We start from the raw sequence: 16,652 nt of genomic DNA, 5'->3' as shown, positions 1-16,652 counted from the left end.
GTGCTTGCGTGTTGTTCCTCAGACTGGCACGCCCCTTGCTCTGGTCCTTGCACAGACAGTTGCAGCGAAGAGAGGAAGACTTATGGGTGGGGATGTCACTTCAACCTGGCGGGGAAGGCTGGTGATCATCGGCAACGGGATGGTGGGCCATCATTGCGTCGAGCAACTGATTGCGCTGGGTGCATTGTCTCGTTATGAAATCCATATATTCGGTGAAGAGCGTCAGCGGGCCTATGACCGGGTGCATCTGTCCGAGTACTTTGGCGGGCGTGATGCCGAGTCGCTGGCATTAGGGCAAGCGGCCTTGTATCAACAACCGGGAGTGCATCTGCATCTCGGCTCGCCAGTGCTGGATATTGATCGCGGCAATAAACAGCTAATCACTGCCTGCGGTCGAACCAGCTACGACCAGCTGATACTCGCCACCGGGTCCTTCCCCTTCGTACCACCGATCCAGGGCGCCGAAGGTACTTCAAGGCTGGTCTACCGGACTCTGGACGACCTGGATGCCATTCGCCAGGCGGCTGATGGCGCCCGGCGTGGTGTGGTGGTCGGCGGTGGCCTGCTCGGGCTGGAGGCGGCGAACGCGCTGCGATCTCTGGGACTGGAGGCCCATGTGGTGGAGTTCGCGCCGCGGTTGATGCCGGTGCAGCTGGACGCTGAAGGCGGCGCCGCGCTGCGGGCGCGGATCGAGGCGCTGGGGGTGGCGGTGCATCTGTCCCGCGCCACCAGTAAGATCACGCGGGGCGACGAGTACCGCTGGCGGATGAATTTCGCCGATGGCGAATACCTGGAAACCGATCTGGTGGTGTTCTCCGCCGGCATCCGGCCGCAGGATGCGCTGGCACGCAGCGCAGGACTGAGCATGGCGGAACGGGGTGGCGTGGTGGTGGACAATCACTGTCGCACCAGTGACCCGGCCATCCATGCCATCGGCGAGTGCGCCAGCTGGAATGGGCAGGTATTCGGGCTAGTTGCGCCGGGCTACCAGATGGCCCGGCTGGTGGCGGCGCAATTGCTTGGCCAGACCAGCGAGCCGTTCACCGGGGCGGATATGTCGACCAAGCTCAAGCTGCTCGGCGTGGATGTCGGCTCTATCGGTGATGCCCAGGGCGCTACCCCCGGATCGCGCAGTTACCGTTTTATCGACGAGGCCACCGCCGCCTATCGTAGACTGGTGGTTTCTGCCGATGGCCAGCATGTGCTCGGTGCGGTATTGGTTGGCGATAACAGTTACTACGATACCTTGCTGCAGTATGCGCAGAACGGCATCAAGCTGCCGAAAGCCCCGGCCAGCCTGATCCTGCCGCAGTCCGAGGGCAACCCGGCGCTGGGCGTCGATGCGCTGCCGGCGGCGGCCACCATCTGCTCCTGCCATAACGTCAGCAAGGGCTCCGTGTGCTGTCAGGTCGACGCTGGCGTGACCGACCTTGGTGAATTGAAAGCCATCACCAAGGCCGGCACCGGCTGCGGTGGCTGCAGCGCGTTGCTCAAACAGGTCTTCGAGCATGAGCTGAGCGCACGGGGTGTGGTGGTCGATCGCAGCCTGTGCGAGCACTTTGCCCATACCCGTCAGGAGCTCTACGACATCATCCGCGTAGAGGGTATTACCCGTTTCGAACAGGTGCTGGCCCGGCACGGCAAGGGCGAACTCGGCTGCGACATCTGCAAGCCAGCGGTGGGTTCGATCCTCGCCTCCTGCTGGAACGAGCCGGTCATGGACCCGGCGCTGGTGCCCCTGCAGGACACCAACGACACCTTCATGGCCAACATGCAGAAGAATGGGACCTACTCGGTGGTGCCGCGCATCGCCGGTGGCGAGATCACCCCGAAAAAGTTGATCGTGCTGGGTGAGGTGGCGCGCAAATACGACCTCTATACCAAGATCACCGGTGGCCAGCGCATCGACCTGTTCGGTGCCCAGCTGCACGACCTGCCGGATATCTGGGCCGAGCTGATCGCGGCCGGCTTCGAGACCGGTCACGCCTACGGCAAGTCCCTGCGCACGGTGAAATCCTGCGTGGGCAACACCTGGTGCCGCTACGGCGTACAGGACAGTGTCGGCATGGCCCTGCAGCTGGAGCATCGCTACAAGGGCCTGCGTGCGCCGCACAAGATCAAGTTCGGCGTGTCCGGCTGCACCCGCGAATGTGCCGAGGCGCAGAGCAAGGATATTGGCGTGATTGCCACCGACCGCGGCTGGAACCTCTACGTGGCGGGCAACGGTGGCATGCGCCCGCGCCACGCCGAGCTGTTCGCCACCGATCTGGATGACCAGACCCTGGTGCGCTACATCGACCGCTTTCTGATGTTCTACATCCGTACTGCCGACCGTCTGCAACGCACCTCGACCTGGCGCGAGAGTCTGGAGGGTGGCTTGGATTATCTGCAGCAAGTGGTCATTGAAGACAGTCTTGGGCTCGCCGCAGAGCTGGAAGGGCAGATGCAACGGGTGGTGGACCGCTACGAATGCGAGTGGGCCAACGCCATTAATGATCCGGAAAAGCTCAAGCGCTTTCGCACCTTCGTCAACGACGAACGCGATGACCCGGATATTCACTTCGTCAAGGAACGCGGGCAGCGCCGTCCGGCGCGCGCCACTGAGCTGACATTGATCCCTGTTACCGAGGAGGCACTCTGATGACCCAGGCATATGCTCTTACCATCGATTCGCAGCACCCAATGGCCAACTGGCATTCGCTATGTCATCGGCATGATCTGGTCCCCAACTCGGGCGTGGTGGCCTGGTTTGCTGGCGCGCAGATAGCACTGTTCTATCTGCTCCAGGCGGACGATGGAGAACAGGTATACGCGCTGCATAACCGCGATCCGCAGTCGACGGCCAATGTCATCGGCCGGGGCATGGTCGGTCATATTCAAGGCGCGCCGGTGGTGGCGTCACCGCTCTACAAACAGCATTTCCGTCTGGAAGACGGGCACTGTCTGGAGCAGCCCGAGCTGGCGCTGCAGGTCTGGCCGGTGCGGCTCAGCGGGGATCGGGTGGAGATCTACGCGCCCGGCAACCGCAGCGCCATGAACATCTGACTCTCACATAAGGAAACAACCCATGTCCTATCTCGTTCCTGTTGAATTCGTCACCAAGATGGTCGATGCCGGTGAGTCCAAGCTGTTTATGTCCATTCGTGATACGTTGATCCGGGCCTTCATGGCCGGCGCCATTCTTGCCCTGGCGGCGGTGTTTGCCATTACCGTGACCGTCCAGACCGGCTCGCCACTGCTGGGCGCGGTGTTGTTCCCGGTTGGCTTCATCATGTTGTATCTGATGGGCTTCGACCTGCTCACCGGGGTCTTCATGCTCACACCCCTGGCTTTGCTGGATCGACGCCCGGGGGTTACGGCTGGGACGATTCTGCGCCACTGGGGCTGGGTATTTCTCGGCAACTTTGCCGGGGCGCTGACCGTTGCCTTCATGATGGCCTTCGTCTTCACTTATGGCTTTTCCATTGAAGCGGGAGAGATCGGCGAAAAGATCTCGCATATCGGTGAAAGCCGTACCCTGGGGTACGCAGAATATGGCGCGGCCGGCTGGGCGACTATCTTCCTGCGCGGCATGCTGTGCAACTGGATGGTTTCGCTGGGCGTGGTCGGCGCGATGATTTCCACCACCGTCGGCGGCAAGGCCATTGCCATGTGGATGCCGGTGATGCTGTTCTTCTACATGGGCTTCGAGCATTCGGTGGTGAACATGTTTCTGTTCCCCTTCGGCATGATCATGGGTGGCGATTTCTCGGTGATGGATTACATGATCTGGAACGAGATTCCTACCGCGTTGGGCAATCTGGTAGGTGGGTTGGCTTTCACCGGGCTGACGCTCTACACCACCCATATCCGTACCGCACCCAAGCGTGCACAGGTGCGCCAGGTGGTATGACGCTCGCCATGTCGCATCCACGTCTGGATATCGCCCTCGGTCAGGCTTCTGACCGGGGGCGCAAGGATGTCAATCAGGACTGTCATGGCGTCTGTCTGCCAGCGGAACCCCTGTTGAGCACGAAGGGCATCGCGGTGGCGCTGGCCGATGGCATCAGCAGCAGCGAGGTCAGTCATCTCGCCAGTCACACGGCGGTTGCCGGTTTTCTGGAGGACTACTATTGCACGCCGGACGCCTGGTCGGTGCGCAAGTCGGCGCAGCGGGTGCTGGCGGCCACTAACGCCTGGCTGCACGGCCAGACCCGTCAGGGTGAATACCGGCATGATGCCGACCGGGGTTACGTTTGCACCTTCAGCGCGCTCATCATCAAGTCAGCGACCGCCTATCTCTTCCATGTGGGTGATGCGCGAATCTACCGATTGCGCGGCGCTGAACTGGAGCAACTGACCCGCGACCACCGGCTGCGCGTGTCGGCGGATGTCAGCTATCTGGCGCGGGCCATGGGTATTGGTCCGCATCTGGAAATCGACCATCTGGCATTGCCTATCGAACGCGGTGACCTGTTCATTCTCGCCACCGACGGGGTTCACGAATACCTGGATGCGCCGCAACTCGGGCATGTGATCTCCGAGCATGCAGATGACCTGAACCTGGCTGCCCGGCGCATCATCGAACAGGCGCTGGCGCTGGGCAGTGACGACAACCTGACCGTGCAACTGTTGCGTATTGACGTTCTGCCGGCACCGACTGTCATGGAGCACAGCCGGCAACTGACCGAGCTGTCGCCGGCGCCCCTGCTGGAGAGTCGCGCGGTTTTCGATGGCTACACCATCGAGCGCGAACTGCAGGCCAGCAGCCGCAGCCATGTCTATCTGGCGACGGACAACGCATCCGGCCAACGGGTGGCGTTGAAGGTGCCCTCGATCGACCAGCGCCAGGACCCGGCCTCGCTGGAGCATCTGATGCTGGAGGAATGGGTCGCCCGACGGCTGCACAGTCCCCATGTGGTCAGCGCGGCGCCGGCTCGCCAGCGCCACTATCTGTACACCGTCAACGAGTTCGTCGAAGGTCAGACCCTGCATCAGTGGATGCTCGACAACCCGCTGCCGGAGCTGCAGCGGGTGCGCGACATCATCGACCAGATCGCCACGGGGCTGCGTGCCTTCCATCGCCTGGACATGCTGCACCAGGACCTGCGACCGCAGAACATCATGCTCGATCGCGCCGGTACGGTGAAGATCATCGATTTCGGCTCGGTGCAGGTCGCCGGTATCGATGAGATGGAGGGTGGCGCGCCGCGGCATCCGGTGCCGGGGACGGTGCAGTTCGCGGCGCCGGAATACTTCCTCGGGCTGGGAGGATCGCCGCGCTCGGATCTATTCTCGCTGGGAGTGATCGCCTACCAGCTGCTCACCGGCAGGCTGCCCTATGGCACCGAGGTGGCCAAGGCATCCACCCGGGCTGCGCAGTTGCGGCTTCGTTACCAAAGCGCGTTGCAGTACCGGCAGGATCTGCCCGTCTGGCTGGATGAGGTGCTGAAGAAGGCGGTGCATCCGGACCCGAACAAACGTTACGCTGCGTTATCCGAGTTCACCTTCGACTTGTGTCAGTCCGGCGGCGCGCGCCTGACCACGCAGCGCCCATCCCTGCTGGAGCGCAATCCTGTCGCCGTATGGCAGAGCGCTGCGCTGCTGCTGTCAGTGGCGCTGCTTTTGGCGCTTTTCAAGATCGCCGGCAGCTGATATCAACAGGCAATCATTCGGCCTTCTTTTGGTCTTCAAACCTTCATTCGATAGTCGTTCAGCTTTCATCTGCCGCTTGCATGCTCTAGCGATCATAACTAAAGCCTGTAGAGGGAAGATCGGATGTCTGAGGAAATTCGCAACAACGTCATCATCGTCGACAACGGCAACGGTGATGAGCCGCAGCTGGATTATTCTGGCAACAGAAGTTTCGCCAACGTACTGGAAGCCCGTTTGGCGCGGCGTTCTGTATTGAAAGGCACAGCCGGTGCAGCGGCGCTGGGCTTCATGAGCCTGGGCCTGGCTGGCTGCCTGGACAGCGATAGTGACAACGATGACCGTGCGCCAGGTGCAGGCGACGGCGGTGAAACCGGGCCGCTGCTGGGGTTCACTGCGGTACCGACCAGCGAATCAGACGATATCATTGTTCCGCAGGGTTATAGCTTTCAGGTGATTCTGCCCTGGGGTACGCCCATTCTGGGTGACATGCCTGCCTTCGCCATCGACAACACAGGCGCCGAGCAGGGTATGCAGATGGGCTCGCACCATGACGGTATGCATTTCTTCCCGATCGAAGGCGACGAACCCTTCGAAGGTAGCTCCGATGAAGGGCTGCTGGTAATGAACCATGAGTACGTCGAGCCGCGTTTCATGCATGCGAATCATATCGGTGTGGCTCTAAGCAGTGGCGCTGTGGTTATGCGCGATGACGGCAGCCGTGACCGCGATCAGGCGCTCAAGGAATTGAATGGCCACGGCGTATCGGTCGTTCATGTACAAAAGCGCAGCGACAACCGCTGGGAGCATGTGCAGAGTGATTACAACCGTCGCGTCACCGGTCTGACCCCTATGGAGCTGCACGGCCCGGTACGCGGCAGCGATCTGGTGAAAACCAAGTACAGTCCGGATGGCTTCGCGACCCGCGGCACCCTGAACAACTGCGCCATGGGTGTTACGCCTTGGAACACCTATATGGCCGCCGAGGAAAACTGGGCTGGCTATTTCGGCAACCGCGACGAGACACTACCCCGTGAACACCAGCGTTACGGTATCCGCGCCAGTGACAGCCGCTACCGCTGGGCCCTGGCTAATGGTGGTGGAGAGGAATTCACCCGCTTCGACGCCACCAGCATCGGCGCGTCCGCTGCTGAAGACTACCGCAACGAGCCGAACTGCTTCGGCTGGATGGTAGAAATCGACCCCTTCGATCCGCAAAGCACGCCGAAGAAACGCACCAGTCTGGGTCGGTTTGGCCATGAGGGCGTGGTGTTCGGCCCTGCCGTGGATGGTGAGCCGGTGGTCTGCTACTCCGGTGACGACTCGACCAACGAATTCATCTACAAGTTCGTCAGCGATCAGCCGTTCCAGAAGGGCACTACTGACGGCTCCATTCTGGACACCGGTACCTTGTATGTTGGCCGGTTCAACGATGATGGCACTGGCGACTGGCTGCCATTGGTGCATGGTCAGAATGGCCTGAATGCCCCTGAATTTTCCGACCAGGCCGATGTGTTGGTCAATACCCGTATGGCTGCCGGCATCGTCGGTGGTACGCCAATGGACCGCCCGGAGTGGGGCGCTGTCGATCCGAACAATGGCGATGTGTACTTCACTCTGACCAACAACAGCGGTCGTAGCGAGGAGGATGCCAAGGGAGCCAACCCGCGTAAGCAGAACCGCCATGGTCACATCATTCGCTGGGCTGAAGCCGGTGGCAACCATGCCTCGACCACCTTCGAGTGGGATATCTTCCTGTTTGGTGGCGACACCGGTCAGAGTGGCGAAGCCCACCTCGAGGGCAAGGGCGCTGATGGTGAGGCATTGACCGCAGACAACCTGCTCAGCTCGCCGGATGGCCTGTGGATCGACAAGGACAGCCGTGTATGGATCCAGACTGATATCGGCGAAGGTAGCCAGAACAATGGTGTGTTTGAAGTGTTCGGTAACAACGCCATGCTCTGCGCTGATCCGAATACCGGTGAGATGCGCCGCTTCCTGACCGGCCCGATCGGCCAGGAGATCACCGGTGTGATCACCACCCCGGATCAGAAGACCATGTTCATCAACGTGCAGCATCCGGGTGCCACCACCACCCCGCAGGAATGGGAAGTGGGTCAGCGCTATGTGCGCAGCACCTGGCCGGACCGCAACCCGGTCAGAATGCCGCCCCGTTCAGCCACTGTGGTCATCTGGAAGGATGACGGCGGTGTGATCGGCAGCTGATCAAGACCTGCGGTATCTGAAATGGCTGGGGCACTGAGGTGTCCCAGCCATTTTTTTTTGGAGCCAAGGCGCTCCATCCTCCTCCTGTGTCACCCAAACAGGTTATTGAGCATGGTCTCGAATGACCGGTAGCGTGCAGTGCCTCCGATAATTCAATCAAGAAGCTTGCTGGTATATGGCAAATTCGTGACAATCAAATCGGCTGAGATAATGTTTCAGAACCATAACAATAAAACTGCAACGAAAGGTCGGTAGTCTTCTGCGACTGATCGTGTGGCCATTCGGCCACTGGCTTTGCCTGGAGAAAGCATGCCACTGGTAGCCCGTTTTACCCTGGATTCTGTGGTCAGGTTTTCAACCTTCATGTTGGTGGCTATCACTGCTGTTCTGCTGGGACGCCTGACCTGGGCTCTGCTGGAGCCTTCGAGCATCCTGACTGCTGTAGCTGAGACACCTGCCAGCATAGAGTTGTTCGCCAGTACCACCACCGCAGGCGGCAGTTTCGGTGAGCTCGCGAATCTGTCTGTGTTCGGCAAGTCTGCCGCCAAGGGCGGGGCCAGAGCTGTGCACGCACCAGAAACCTCCCTCAGCTGGTCCCTCAAAGGTGTGTTGTCCGATCCTGATCCGAGCCGCAGCGCGGCCATTCTTCTGCCCCGTGGGCAATCTGAAAAACTGTATCGCGTCGGCGCCAGTCTGCCGGGTGGCGTGAAGCTGCAGGAAGTATTCCCCGACCGGGTCATTCTCAATCGCGGTGGTCGTCTGGAAACCCTCCGGCTGAAACGCCATGACACTGCTGGTGCTTCCGCCGGAAGCCGGCGCGCGCCAGCGTTGCCGACAGCTCAATCCGCTTCGCTGGCAGCCGATGGCGGCGTGCCGCGCATCGACCGTGATGCCTGGGTCGACAACCCCCAACGTTTTCTTGATGTGATCAGTGCCAGCCCGGTGATGCGGGACGGCGCGTTGCATGGGCTGGAAGTCAGCCCTGCGCGTAATTCCCGTGAGTTCGAGGCCGCCGGGCTGGTCGCTGGCGACGTGATCACTGAGGTGAATGGCAGCCCAGTGTCGGATATCAGTGATTACCGCGATCTGTTGAAAGAGCTTGCCGATGCCAGTTCGGTATCAGTCTCTCTGGAGCGTGACGGACAACCGATGAACATAACGATTACCATGGACTGAGACTACGATGCCTATGTTGTTTGCGAAGACCCGCTTTACCCTGTCGTTGGCTTTGAGTCTGAGTTTGCTGAGTGCTGCTTCGATGGCGCAGACACCGGCTGCGCAGAGCACGGACAATGAATTGGTGTTGAATCTGCGGGACGCCGATATCAATGGACTGATCGAAATCGTCAGCCAGGAAACCGGCATCAACTTCATTGTCGATCCGCGGGTGCGCGGCCAGGTCAATGTGGTATCCGGCCAGGCGATCAAGCGTGATGAATTGTATGACCTGTTTCTCGGCGTACTGAAGTCCTACGGCTTTGCTGCGGTGGCAGGTGCCGAAGGTACGGTGCGCATCGTTCCCGAAGTGCAGGCCAAGGAGAACGAAGTAGGCACGCTGGATAGCAACAGCCGTGGCGACGAGTTCATTACTCATGTGATCAGCGTGCGCCATCTGGACGCCAGCCAACTGGTGCGCATTTTGCGCCCGCTGGTGCCCAAGGGCGGGCATCTGGCAGCGGCTGCCGAATCCAACTCACTGGTGATTGCTGATACCGCCGCCAACGTACGGCGTATCGAAGGGCTGATCCAGCGTATCGATCAGGAATCCATGGAGGAGTTCGAAGTTATTCCGCTGGAGCATGCCTCGGCACTGGAACTGGTGCGTATAACCGAAGGGTTGCAGGTTTCCTCGCCGGAAGAAAACGCCTCCAAGCGCGTGCGCATGATCGCCGATGAACGCACCAATACGGTGGTGCTGCTGGGCGATCCGCAAAAGCGTCTGGCTTACCGGGCGATGATTCGTCAGTTGGACGTGGTCGGTGATGAAGGCAATACCCAGGTGCACTATCTGCGCTACGCCAAGGCCGAGGATGTTGCCGAGGTGCTGCGTGGTATTGCTGACGGGCGGGACGTGGAAAGTGGCTCTACGGGTAGCACTTCGTCGAGCAGTGGCAGCTCCTCCGGCTCCTACGGTTATGGTAACCAGGATTCCAGGGTGCGGATTCAGGCTCACGAGAGTACCAACTCGGTGGTGATCTACGGTCCCGCGGAACTGACCCGTGAGATGTCACAGATCATCCGTCAGCTGGATATTCGACGGGCGCAGGTGCTGGTTGAGGCTGTCATTGCCGAGGTGTCTTATGATCGTGCCAAGGAGCTGGGTGTGCAGTGGGGCTTTGCCAATGATGGCAAGGGCGTGGGGATCATCAACTTCGCCCGCGGCAGTGGCGGCATCCTCAACCTGGCGGCGGGTATTGATGGCTTTCTGGACGGGGATCTCACCTCGCCGCCGTCGCTGTCCGATGGCGCAACGCTTGGCGGTGTGGGCACTATCGGTAGCACGCAGATCGGTCTGCTGATCAATGCGCTGCAGGGCGACAGCTCCAGCAATATCCTGTCCACGCCGAGTCTACTGACGCTGGATAACGAAGAAGCGGAAATCGTTGTCGGTCAGAACGTACCCTTCATTGTTGGTCGCTCGGTGGAAAACTCCGGCCAGGCGTTCGATACCATCCAGCGGGAAGATGTGGGTATCAAATTGCGGATTCGTCCGCAGATCAACGAAGGCAACGCGGTCCGCCTGGAAATTGCCCAGGAAGTATCGCAGATCGCACCGGGTGCCAGCGGCGCGGCCGACCTGATCACCAACAAGCGTAGCCTCAATACCCATGTCATGGTGGATGACAACCAGATGATCGTACTGGGCGGGTTGATCGATGACCAGATGGTCGAGACCCGCGACAAGGTGCCTTTTCTGGGCGACGTACCTGGGCTGGGCCGGTTGTTTCGCTACGATACGGCGAGTGTGGAAAAGCGTAATCTGATGGTCTTTCTGCGGACGGTCATCGTGCGCGACAGTGCGGTGGCGGAGAGCCTGACCCACGCCAAATACAGCTATATTCGTGATCAGCAATTAAAGGAACAGGGGCGTAACGACAGCTTGCTGCCACGCAGCGATATGCCGGTGTTGCCAGATTGGAATTATCTGCTGACCTTGCCGCCGCCCTTCGAGAATGCCAGCCAGGATAATCTGGCGGTCAAGAGTCCGATCCCTGCGCCGCCGGGGTCGAGATGACCATCCGGGAGGTGCCGGTGATTGAGGCTGATATCAGTGCTGTAATGCCTGAGGCCGGGTTGCAGGCCGAAACGGATTATCGGTTCGCCCGGCGTTTCGGGGTGCTGCCTGACAAGTTGCACGACAATCAGCTGGATGTGTTTGTGCGCGCTGACTGTGACCCGCAGGCGCTGCTGGAGTTGCGCCGGCTGGCAGGGCATCCATTGCGCCCGATCGTTCTGGACGATGATGCCTTCGCTGCCCGCCTGCGTGACCGCTACGAGCGCTCGGCCAACGATGCCATGCAGTTTGTTGAAGGTTTGGGCGAGGATACCGATCTGATGTCGGTGGCTCAGTCATTGGCCGAGCCGGAAGACCTGCTCGAATCCCAGGACGAGGCGCCGATCATCCGGCTGATCAATGCGCTGCTGTCCGAGGCGGTCAAGGAAAACGCCTCGGATATCCATATCGAACCCTTTGAAAACCGCCTGTCGATTCGTTTGCGGGTCGACGGTGTATTGCGTGAAGTGCTGGAGCCGCCACGGGCGCTGGCGCCGGTTATCGTGTCGCGGATCAAGGTCATGGCCAAGCTGGATATTGCCGAGAAACGCCTGCCGCAGGACGGCCGTATCGGCCTGCGTCTGGTGGGCAGGGCGGTGGACGTGCGGGTGTCGACCTTGCCTTCCGGACACGGCGAGCGGGTAGTGCTGCGTCTGCTGGATAAACAGGCCGGTCGTCTGGAGCTGCGACATCTGGGAATGTGCGAAGAGCATTATCAGGCCATGGAACGCATTCTCAGTCGCCCGCACGGTATCGTGCTGGTGACCGGACCGACCGGTTCGGGTAAGACCACTACGCTGTACTCAGCGCTGATGCGCCTGAATGACCGCAGCCGCAATATTCTCACCGTGGAAGACCCCATCGAGTATTACCTGGATGGGATAGGTCAGACCCAGATCAACACCAAGGTCGACATGACCTTCGCCCGGGGGCTGCGCGCGATTCTGCGCCAGGATCCGGATGTGGTCATGGTCGGTGAGATCCGCGACGTGGAGACAGTACAGATCGCCATTCAGGCGAGTCTGACCGGTCACCTGGTGTTTTCCACGCTGCATACGAACACGGCGGTCGGTGCGATTACCCGGTTGCGGGATATGGGCATAGAGCCGTTCCTGTTGTCCTCCACACTTAACGGCGTGCTGGCCCAGCGGCTGGTACGAACGCTGTGCCCTGATTGCTGCAAGGCGCATACTGCCACGCCCAGCGAATGTCGTCTGTTGGGTGTTGACCCGACGGCCGCGCCGACGCTGTACAGTCCGGTGGGTTGCCCGAAATGCAAGGGCGGCGGTTACCGTGGGCGGACCGGCATTTATGAATTGATCGAAATCGATGACACCCTGCGCGGGCTGATCCACGACGGTGCCAGTGAGCAGACCATGGTGCGGCATGCGCGGCTGGCGCAAATGGGTATTCGCCAGGATGGGCTGCGCCGGGTGCTGGCCGGTGACACCACGCTGGAAGAAGTTCTGCGCGTTACCCGGGAGGACTGAGCATGCCGGCTTTCGAATACGTTGCGCTGGATCAGTCCGGTCGTACCCGCAAGGGCGTGGAGGAGGGTGATTCCTCCCGCCAGGTTCGCGGGCGCCTGCGCGAACAGGGACTGATGCCGATATCGGTGAGCGAGATTGCCGAGAAGCGATCTGTGCTGCGCATGCCGGTATTGCAACGACGGATCAAACCGCTGGAGCTGTCACTGGCGACCCGGCAGATGGCTACGCTGGCCCGGGCGGGCATGCCGATTGAGGAGGTGCTTGGCACCGTGGCCCGGCAAAGCGAGTCGCCCAAGGTCAAGGCTACGCTGTCGGCGGTGCGCACGCGAGTCATGGAGGGGTTGCCGCTGGCCCATGCGATGGGTGAGTTCCCCTCCGTGTTTCCCACCATCTATCGCACCACCATTGCTGCTGGCGAGCAGGCGGGGCGCATGGACGTGGTGCTGGAGCGCCTGGCCGATAACGTGGAGGCGCAGAATGCCATGCGCCAGAAGATCCAGCTGGCGATGTTCTACCCGGCGATCCTGACGTTGGTGGCGTTGCTGGTGGTGGTCGCGCTGCTGACCTATGTGGTCCCGGAAGTGGTGCAGGTGTTCGCGGGGATGAATCAGCAGTTGCCCTGGCTGACCCGGGCGCTGATTGCCACCAGTGATACGGTACGGCATTGGGGCTGGCTCATGCTGTTGTCGATTGCCGGCGCAGTGATATTGACCCGGCATATTCTCAAGCGGCCCGCGGCGCGCTATCGCTGGGACCATACGATGCTCAAGGTGCCATTGGTCGGGCGCTTGATCCGCGGCCTGAATACCGCACGCTTTGCCCGCACGCTGAATATTCTGGCCGGCAGTGGTGTGCCGCTGCTGGATGCGTTGAACATGAGCGCCAGTGTGATCAGCAATACGCCGATGCGCGATGCGGTCAGTGACGCGGCAAAGAAAGTCCGCGAAGGCGCGGGCGTCGGCCATTCGCTGGAACGCAGCGGCTACTTCCCGCCGATGACCCTGAGTCTGATCAAGAGCGGTGAGAGCAGTGGCACGCTGGACAAGATGCTTGAACGCGCAGCGGAAACCCAGGAGCGGGAACTGGAAGCACGGATTGCGATGGTCATGGGCGTCTTTGAGCCCTTACTGATTCTGGCGATGGGGGGCGTGGTACTGATTATCGTACTGGCCATCCTGTTGCCTATCTTTGAACTCAACCAACTGGTCAATTGATATGTCCCATACAGCACGAAAAACACCCATTGCACAACGCGGTTTCACCCTGATCGAGGTCATGGTGGTGGTAGTCATTCTCGGTATTCTCGCGGCTGTCGTCGTGCCGCGCGTGATGGACCGACCCGATCAGGCACGGATCACCAAGGTGCAGAACGACATCCGGGCGATGGAGAGCGCGCTGAATCTGTATCGCCTGGATAACTTCAACTACCCAACCACTGAGCAGGGCTTGCGTGCTCTGGTGGAGCGGCCGACCGGCAATGATACGGCGCGCAACTGGCGTGCCGGCGGTTATATCGACCGTCTGCAGAATGACCCCTGGGGCAATGAGTACCAGTACCTGCGACCGGGCCGGGATGACCGCGAGTATGACATCTACAGCTTTGGCGCCGATGGCCGCGCCGGCGGTACCGACGCCAACGCCGATATCGGCAACTGGAACGTGGAAGAGCCAGGAAACCGCAACTGATCATGCGGACCCAGCGCGGCTTCACATTGATGGAATTGCTGGTGGTGCTGGTGTTGATCGGCATCGTTGCGGGTCTGGCAACGCTGTCGATCGGTGATGGCGCTGAACGCACGCTGCGCTCCGAAACGGAACGCCTGGCAGCAACCCTGAGTCTGGCCCGGGATGAACTGTTGATCACCGGCCAGTCGGATCGGGCCCTGGGTTTGCGCCGCGACGGATACAGTTTTCTCGAACTGGTGGTGCTGGATGACAACACCCGGGAGTGGCGGCCATTGGTGGACCGGCAATTGGGCCCGCGGCAATTCGAGCCGGGGTTGATCGAGGTGGAGCTGGAACTGGATGGCGAACGTACACCATTGCCGCAGACGCGGGGTTGGGAGCCGCATATCCGGCTGGGCAATACCGGCGAGATGACACCCGCGCTGATCACTCTGCGGGTGCCCGGCAAGGATCTGGTACGCCATATGCGAGTCGAGCTGGAAGGTCATATCGAGGTGCTGGATGCCATACCTCAGAACTAGGCGCGAGGCCGGATTCACTCTGCTTGAAGTGCTGGTGGCGCTGACCATTCTATCGGTGGCGCTCGCTGCACTGGTCAAGACCGGCGCAGACCATGCGCGCAACACCGCTTATCTTCGGGAGCGCACCCTGGCGCACTGGGCAGGGCAGAACCTGTTGACCGAATATCAGACCGGTATGCGTGCCGTGACTGAAGGGGGGCGTACCGGCGAGGTCACCATGGGGCCTTATCGGTTTGGCTTCGAGGTGGAAATGAGTGATTACACCGCGCAGTCACCATTCCCGTTGCCTGCGGTGAAACGGGTGGATGTGCGTCTGTGGCTGGCTGAACGGGGCGAAGACGCGCAGCGCGCCACTGCCAGTGGATTCCTGCTGCCATGAGACGCTCGAATATATCCCGGCAGGGGGGCTTCACGCTGCTTGAGATGCTCATAGCCATGGCGGTTTTTGCGGTGATGAGTGTGGTGGCCTATCAAGGCTTGCGCGCGGTTTTGAATGCGGACTTCATCACTCGTGAGCAGGGGCAGCAGTTGGCGGACCTGCAGGTGACCCTGAGTGTGTTGGAGCGGGATCTGGCCCAGGTGGTGGATGTCACTGTGCGTGACGAGTTCGGCGACCCTTTACCGCCGTTGCGCTTGCGCCCGGGGGCCGACGAGCATCTGCTGGAACTGGTGCGTGCCGGGGCGGGTGGTGACCAGCGTTTGCGCCGCAGTGCCTGGCAGATTACGGATCGGGGCCTGGAGCGGCGTCTGTGGCCGGGAGTGGATATCGTGGATGCCGAAAGCATGCGCGTACGACCCTTTGCCGAGCTGGCCGACGAGCAGCGATTGCTTGGCGCCAATAGCGGATTTGTGTTCATCGTTCGCACACCCTCGGGCCTGGAGCGGGTTGATGTCTGGCCACTGGCCGATGCCGATCCGGAAGCGGGTGGCTTGCCGGTGGCGGTGGAGGTGGTTCTGGATTTGCCGGGCCTGGGTGAGATACGACGGATGATGGCGGTGGGGTTGTGAATACACGACATCAACAGAAAGGCGTGGCCCTGATCACTGCGCTGCTGGTGATGGCGCTGGCGGTGGTCGCCGCAGTGGGGATGGCCATGCGCGGACAGGCAGATATTCGCCGTACCAGTGCGGTATTCGAGCGTGACTTTTCACGTCAGGTGGCACTGGGTGCCGAGAACATGGTGTTGCAGTTGCTGGAGCGGGCCGAGGGGCCGGAGGACTTGCTGTGGGATACCTGCCTGTCGCCGGCGTTACCCTTCGAAGTTGATGGCGTACGCCTGGAGGCGACACTGAATGACATGCGCTGTCGTTACAATCTCAATGCCCTGGCCGGCGCCGATGAAACCGAGCAGGGCTATTTTGCCCGTCTGGTCGATCAGGTAGGGCAGGAGAGCGGCGTGCAGATGCCTTCCGGCGCGCAACTGGCCATGGCGGTGAGTGACTGGATGAACCCCGAATCGGATGATCCGATCTACCGGCTGGAGACCCCGGCCAGGGTCTCCGGAAACCGGCCGATGGTAGTGGCATCGGAACTGAACAGCGTCAGTGGCATGACGGCGGAGGCCTGGCAGGCACTGGCGCCCTGGGTGACGGCTTATCCCGGAACGGCCAGCCCTATTGATCTGGAGCGCAGCCCGGAGTTGATGCAGGAGGTCTTCGCTGACCGGAGCGCCGGGGAGAATGCGCCCTGGTTCATGCGTCTGCAAATCATGGCGGAATTTGCCAATCGGCGGTTTTATCAATGCACTTTGCTGGATGCACCCAATGGAAAAGTGGTTCTCAGAGAACAAACGGCCTGCGAGCCATGACCAGTGTTAATCGACG

General features: G+C 60.8%; 14 protein-coding genes. All 14 read left to right on the top strand.

Features of this window, described 5'->3' with window-relative positions; all coding sequences use genetic code 11:
• The first annotated feature begins 82 nt into the window (after positions 1 to 82).
• The 14 genes from nirB (at position 83) to INT39_RS10200 (ending at position 16,636) form a co-directional block, all read left to right on the top strand.
• Positions 83 to 2,641 carry a nitrite reductase large subunit NirB gene (gene nirB / locus INT39_RS10265; RefSeq protein WP_193073833.1) on the top strand — a complete coding sequence of 853 codons (2,559 nt, stop codon included), beginning with the start codon at positions 83 to 85 and terminating at the stop codon, positions 2,639 to 2,641.
• The gene (gene nirD, locus INT39_RS10260) at positions 2,641 to 3,045 is read left to right on the top strand and encodes a nitrite reductase small subunit NirD (RefSeq protein ID WP_193073832.1); all 405 of its coding nucleotides are present in this window, start codon (positions 2,641 to 2,643) and stop codon (positions 3,043 to 3,045) included. Before nirB ends, nirD begins: the two co-directional genes overlap by 1 nt.
• A 22-nt stretch (positions 3,046 to 3,067) precedes the next feature.
• Positions 3,068 to 3,892, top strand: coding sequence for a formate/nitrite transporter family protein (locus INT39_RS10255; protein ID WP_193073831.1), 825 nt, complete (start codon positions 3,068 to 3,070; stop codon positions 3,890 to 3,892).
• Between the two features lie 8 nt (positions 3,893 to 3,900).
• The gene (locus INT39_RS10250; protein WP_226944693.1) at positions 3,901 to 5,634 is read left to right on the top strand and encodes a bifunctional protein-serine/threonine kinase/phosphatase; all 1,734 of its coding nucleotides are present in this window, start codon (positions 3,901 to 3,903) and stop codon (positions 5,632 to 5,634) included.
• Between the two features lie 123 nt (positions 5,635 to 5,757).
• Complete coding sequence (locus INT39_RS10245) at positions 5,758 to 7,857, top strand: PhoX family protein (RefSeq protein WP_193073829.1); 2,100 nt, start codon at positions 5,758 to 5,760, stop codon at positions 7,855 to 7,857.
• Between the two features lie 309 nt (positions 7,858 to 8,166).
• On the top strand, positions 8,167 to 9,033 hold the full coding sequence (gene gspC, locus INT39_RS10240; protein ID WP_193073828.1) for a type II secretion system protein GspC: 867 nt from the start codon (positions 8,167 to 8,169) through the stop codon (positions 9,031 to 9,033).
• 7 nt (positions 9,034 to 9,040) lie between these two features.
• Positions 9,041 to 11,092, top strand: a complete 2,052-nt coding sequence (gene gspD, locus INT39_RS10235; RefSeq protein WP_226944692.1) for a type II secretion system secretin GspD — start codon at positions 9,041 to 9,043, stop codon at positions 11,090 to 11,092.
• Positions 11,089 to 12,621, top strand: coding sequence for a type II secretion system ATPase GspE (gspE, locus tag INT39_RS10230; RefSeq protein WP_226944691.1), 1,533 nt, complete (start codon positions 11,089 to 11,091; stop codon positions 12,619 to 12,621). Before gspD ends, gspE begins: the two co-directional genes overlap by 4 nt.
• 2 nt (positions 12,622 to 12,623) lie before the next feature.
• Positions 12,624 to 13,835, top strand: coding sequence for a type II secretion system inner membrane protein GspF (gene gspF / locus INT39_RS10225; protein WP_193073827.1), 1,212 nt, complete (start codon positions 12,624 to 12,626; stop codon positions 13,833 to 13,835).
• A 1-nt stretch (position 13,836) separates the two neighbouring features.
• The gene (gene gspG, locus INT39_RS10220; RefSeq protein WP_193073826.1) at positions 13,837 to 14,307 is read left to right on the top strand and encodes a type II secretion system major pseudopilin GspG; all 471 of its coding nucleotides are present in this window, start codon (positions 13,837 to 13,839) and stop codon (positions 14,305 to 14,307) included.
• 2 nt (positions 14,308 to 14,309) lie between these two features.
• Positions 14,310 to 14,828: a type II secretion system minor pseudopilin GspH gene (gspH, locus tag INT39_RS10215; protein WP_193073825.1), complete on the top strand. Its 519-nt coding sequence runs from the start codon at positions 14,310 to 14,312 to the stop codon at positions 14,826 to 14,828.
• On the top strand, positions 14,809 to 15,207 hold the full coding sequence (gene gspI, locus INT39_RS10210; protein ID WP_193073824.1) for a type II secretion system minor pseudopilin GspI: 399 nt from the start codon (positions 14,809 to 14,811) through the stop codon (positions 15,205 to 15,207). Before gspH ends, gspI begins: the two co-directional genes overlap by 20 nt.
• Complete coding sequence (gene gspJ, locus INT39_RS10205; RefSeq protein WP_193073823.1) at positions 15,204 to 15,836, top strand: type II secretion system minor pseudopilin GspJ; 633 nt, start codon at positions 15,204 to 15,206, stop codon at positions 15,834 to 15,836. Before gspI ends, gspJ begins: the two co-directional genes overlap by 4 nt.
• Positions 15,833 to 16,636: a type II secretion system protein GspK gene (locus INT39_RS10200; RefSeq protein WP_319021342.1), complete on the top strand. Its 804-nt coding sequence runs from the start codon at positions 15,833 to 15,835 to the stop codon at positions 16,634 to 16,636. The genes gspJ and INT39_RS10200 overlap by 4 nt, the downstream gene beginning before the upstream one ends.
• Positions 16,637 to 16,652: the final 16 nt, after the last annotated feature.

The organism is Pseudomonas sp. FME51 (genome assembly GCF_014897305.1).
This window is presented reverse-complemented; position numbering and strand designations above follow the sequence as displayed.

Excerpts from the sequence above, each read along its gene's own strand:
- nirB (WP_193073833.1), top strand. The coding sequence starts at position 83 with ATGGGTGGGGATGTCACTTCAACCTGGCGGGGAAGGCTGGTGATCATC.
- nirD (WP_193073832.1), top strand. The coding sequence starts at position 2,641 with ATGACCCAGGCATATGCTCTTACCATCGATTCGCAGCACCCAATGGCC.
- INT39_RS10255 (WP_193073831.1), top strand. The coding sequence starts at position 3,068 with ATGTCCTATCTCGTTCCTGTTGAATTCGTCACCAAGATGGTCGATGCC.
- INT39_RS10250 (WP_226944693.1), top strand. The coding sequence starts at position 3,901 with ATGTCGCATCCACGTCTGGATATCGCCCTCGGTCAGGCTTCTGACCGG.
- INT39_RS10245 (WP_193073829.1), top strand. The coding sequence starts at position 5,758 with ATGTCTGAGGAAATTCGCAACAACGTCATCATCGTCGACAACGGCAAC.
- gspC (WP_193073828.1), top strand. The coding sequence starts at position 8,167 with ATGCCACTGGTAGCCCGTTTTACCCTGGATTCTGTGGTCAGGTTTTCA.
- gspD (WP_226944692.1), top strand. The coding sequence starts at position 9,041 with ATGCCTATGTTGTTTGCGAAGACCCGCTTTACCCTGTCGTTGGCTTTG.
- gspE (WP_226944691.1), top strand. The coding sequence starts at position 11,089 with ATGACCATCCGGGAGGTGCCGGTGATTGAGGCTGATATCAGTGCTGTA.
- gspF (WP_193073827.1), top strand. The coding sequence starts at position 12,624 with ATGCCGGCTTTCGAATACGTTGCGCTGGATCAGTCCGGTCGTACCCGC.
- gspG (WP_193073826.1), top strand. The coding sequence starts at position 13,837 with ATGTCCCATACAGCACGAAAAACACCCATTGCACAACGCGGTTTCACC.
- gspH (WP_193073825.1), top strand. The coding sequence starts at position 14,310 with ATGCGGACCCAGCGCGGCTTCACATTGATGGAATTGCTGGTGGTGCTG.
- gspI (WP_193073824.1), top strand. The coding sequence starts at position 14,809 with ATGCCATACCTCAGAACTAGGCGCGAGGCCGGATTCACTCTGCTTGAA.
- gspJ (WP_193073823.1), top strand. The coding sequence starts at position 15,204 with ATGAGACGCTCGAATATATCCCGGCAGGGGGGCTTCACGCTGCTTGAG.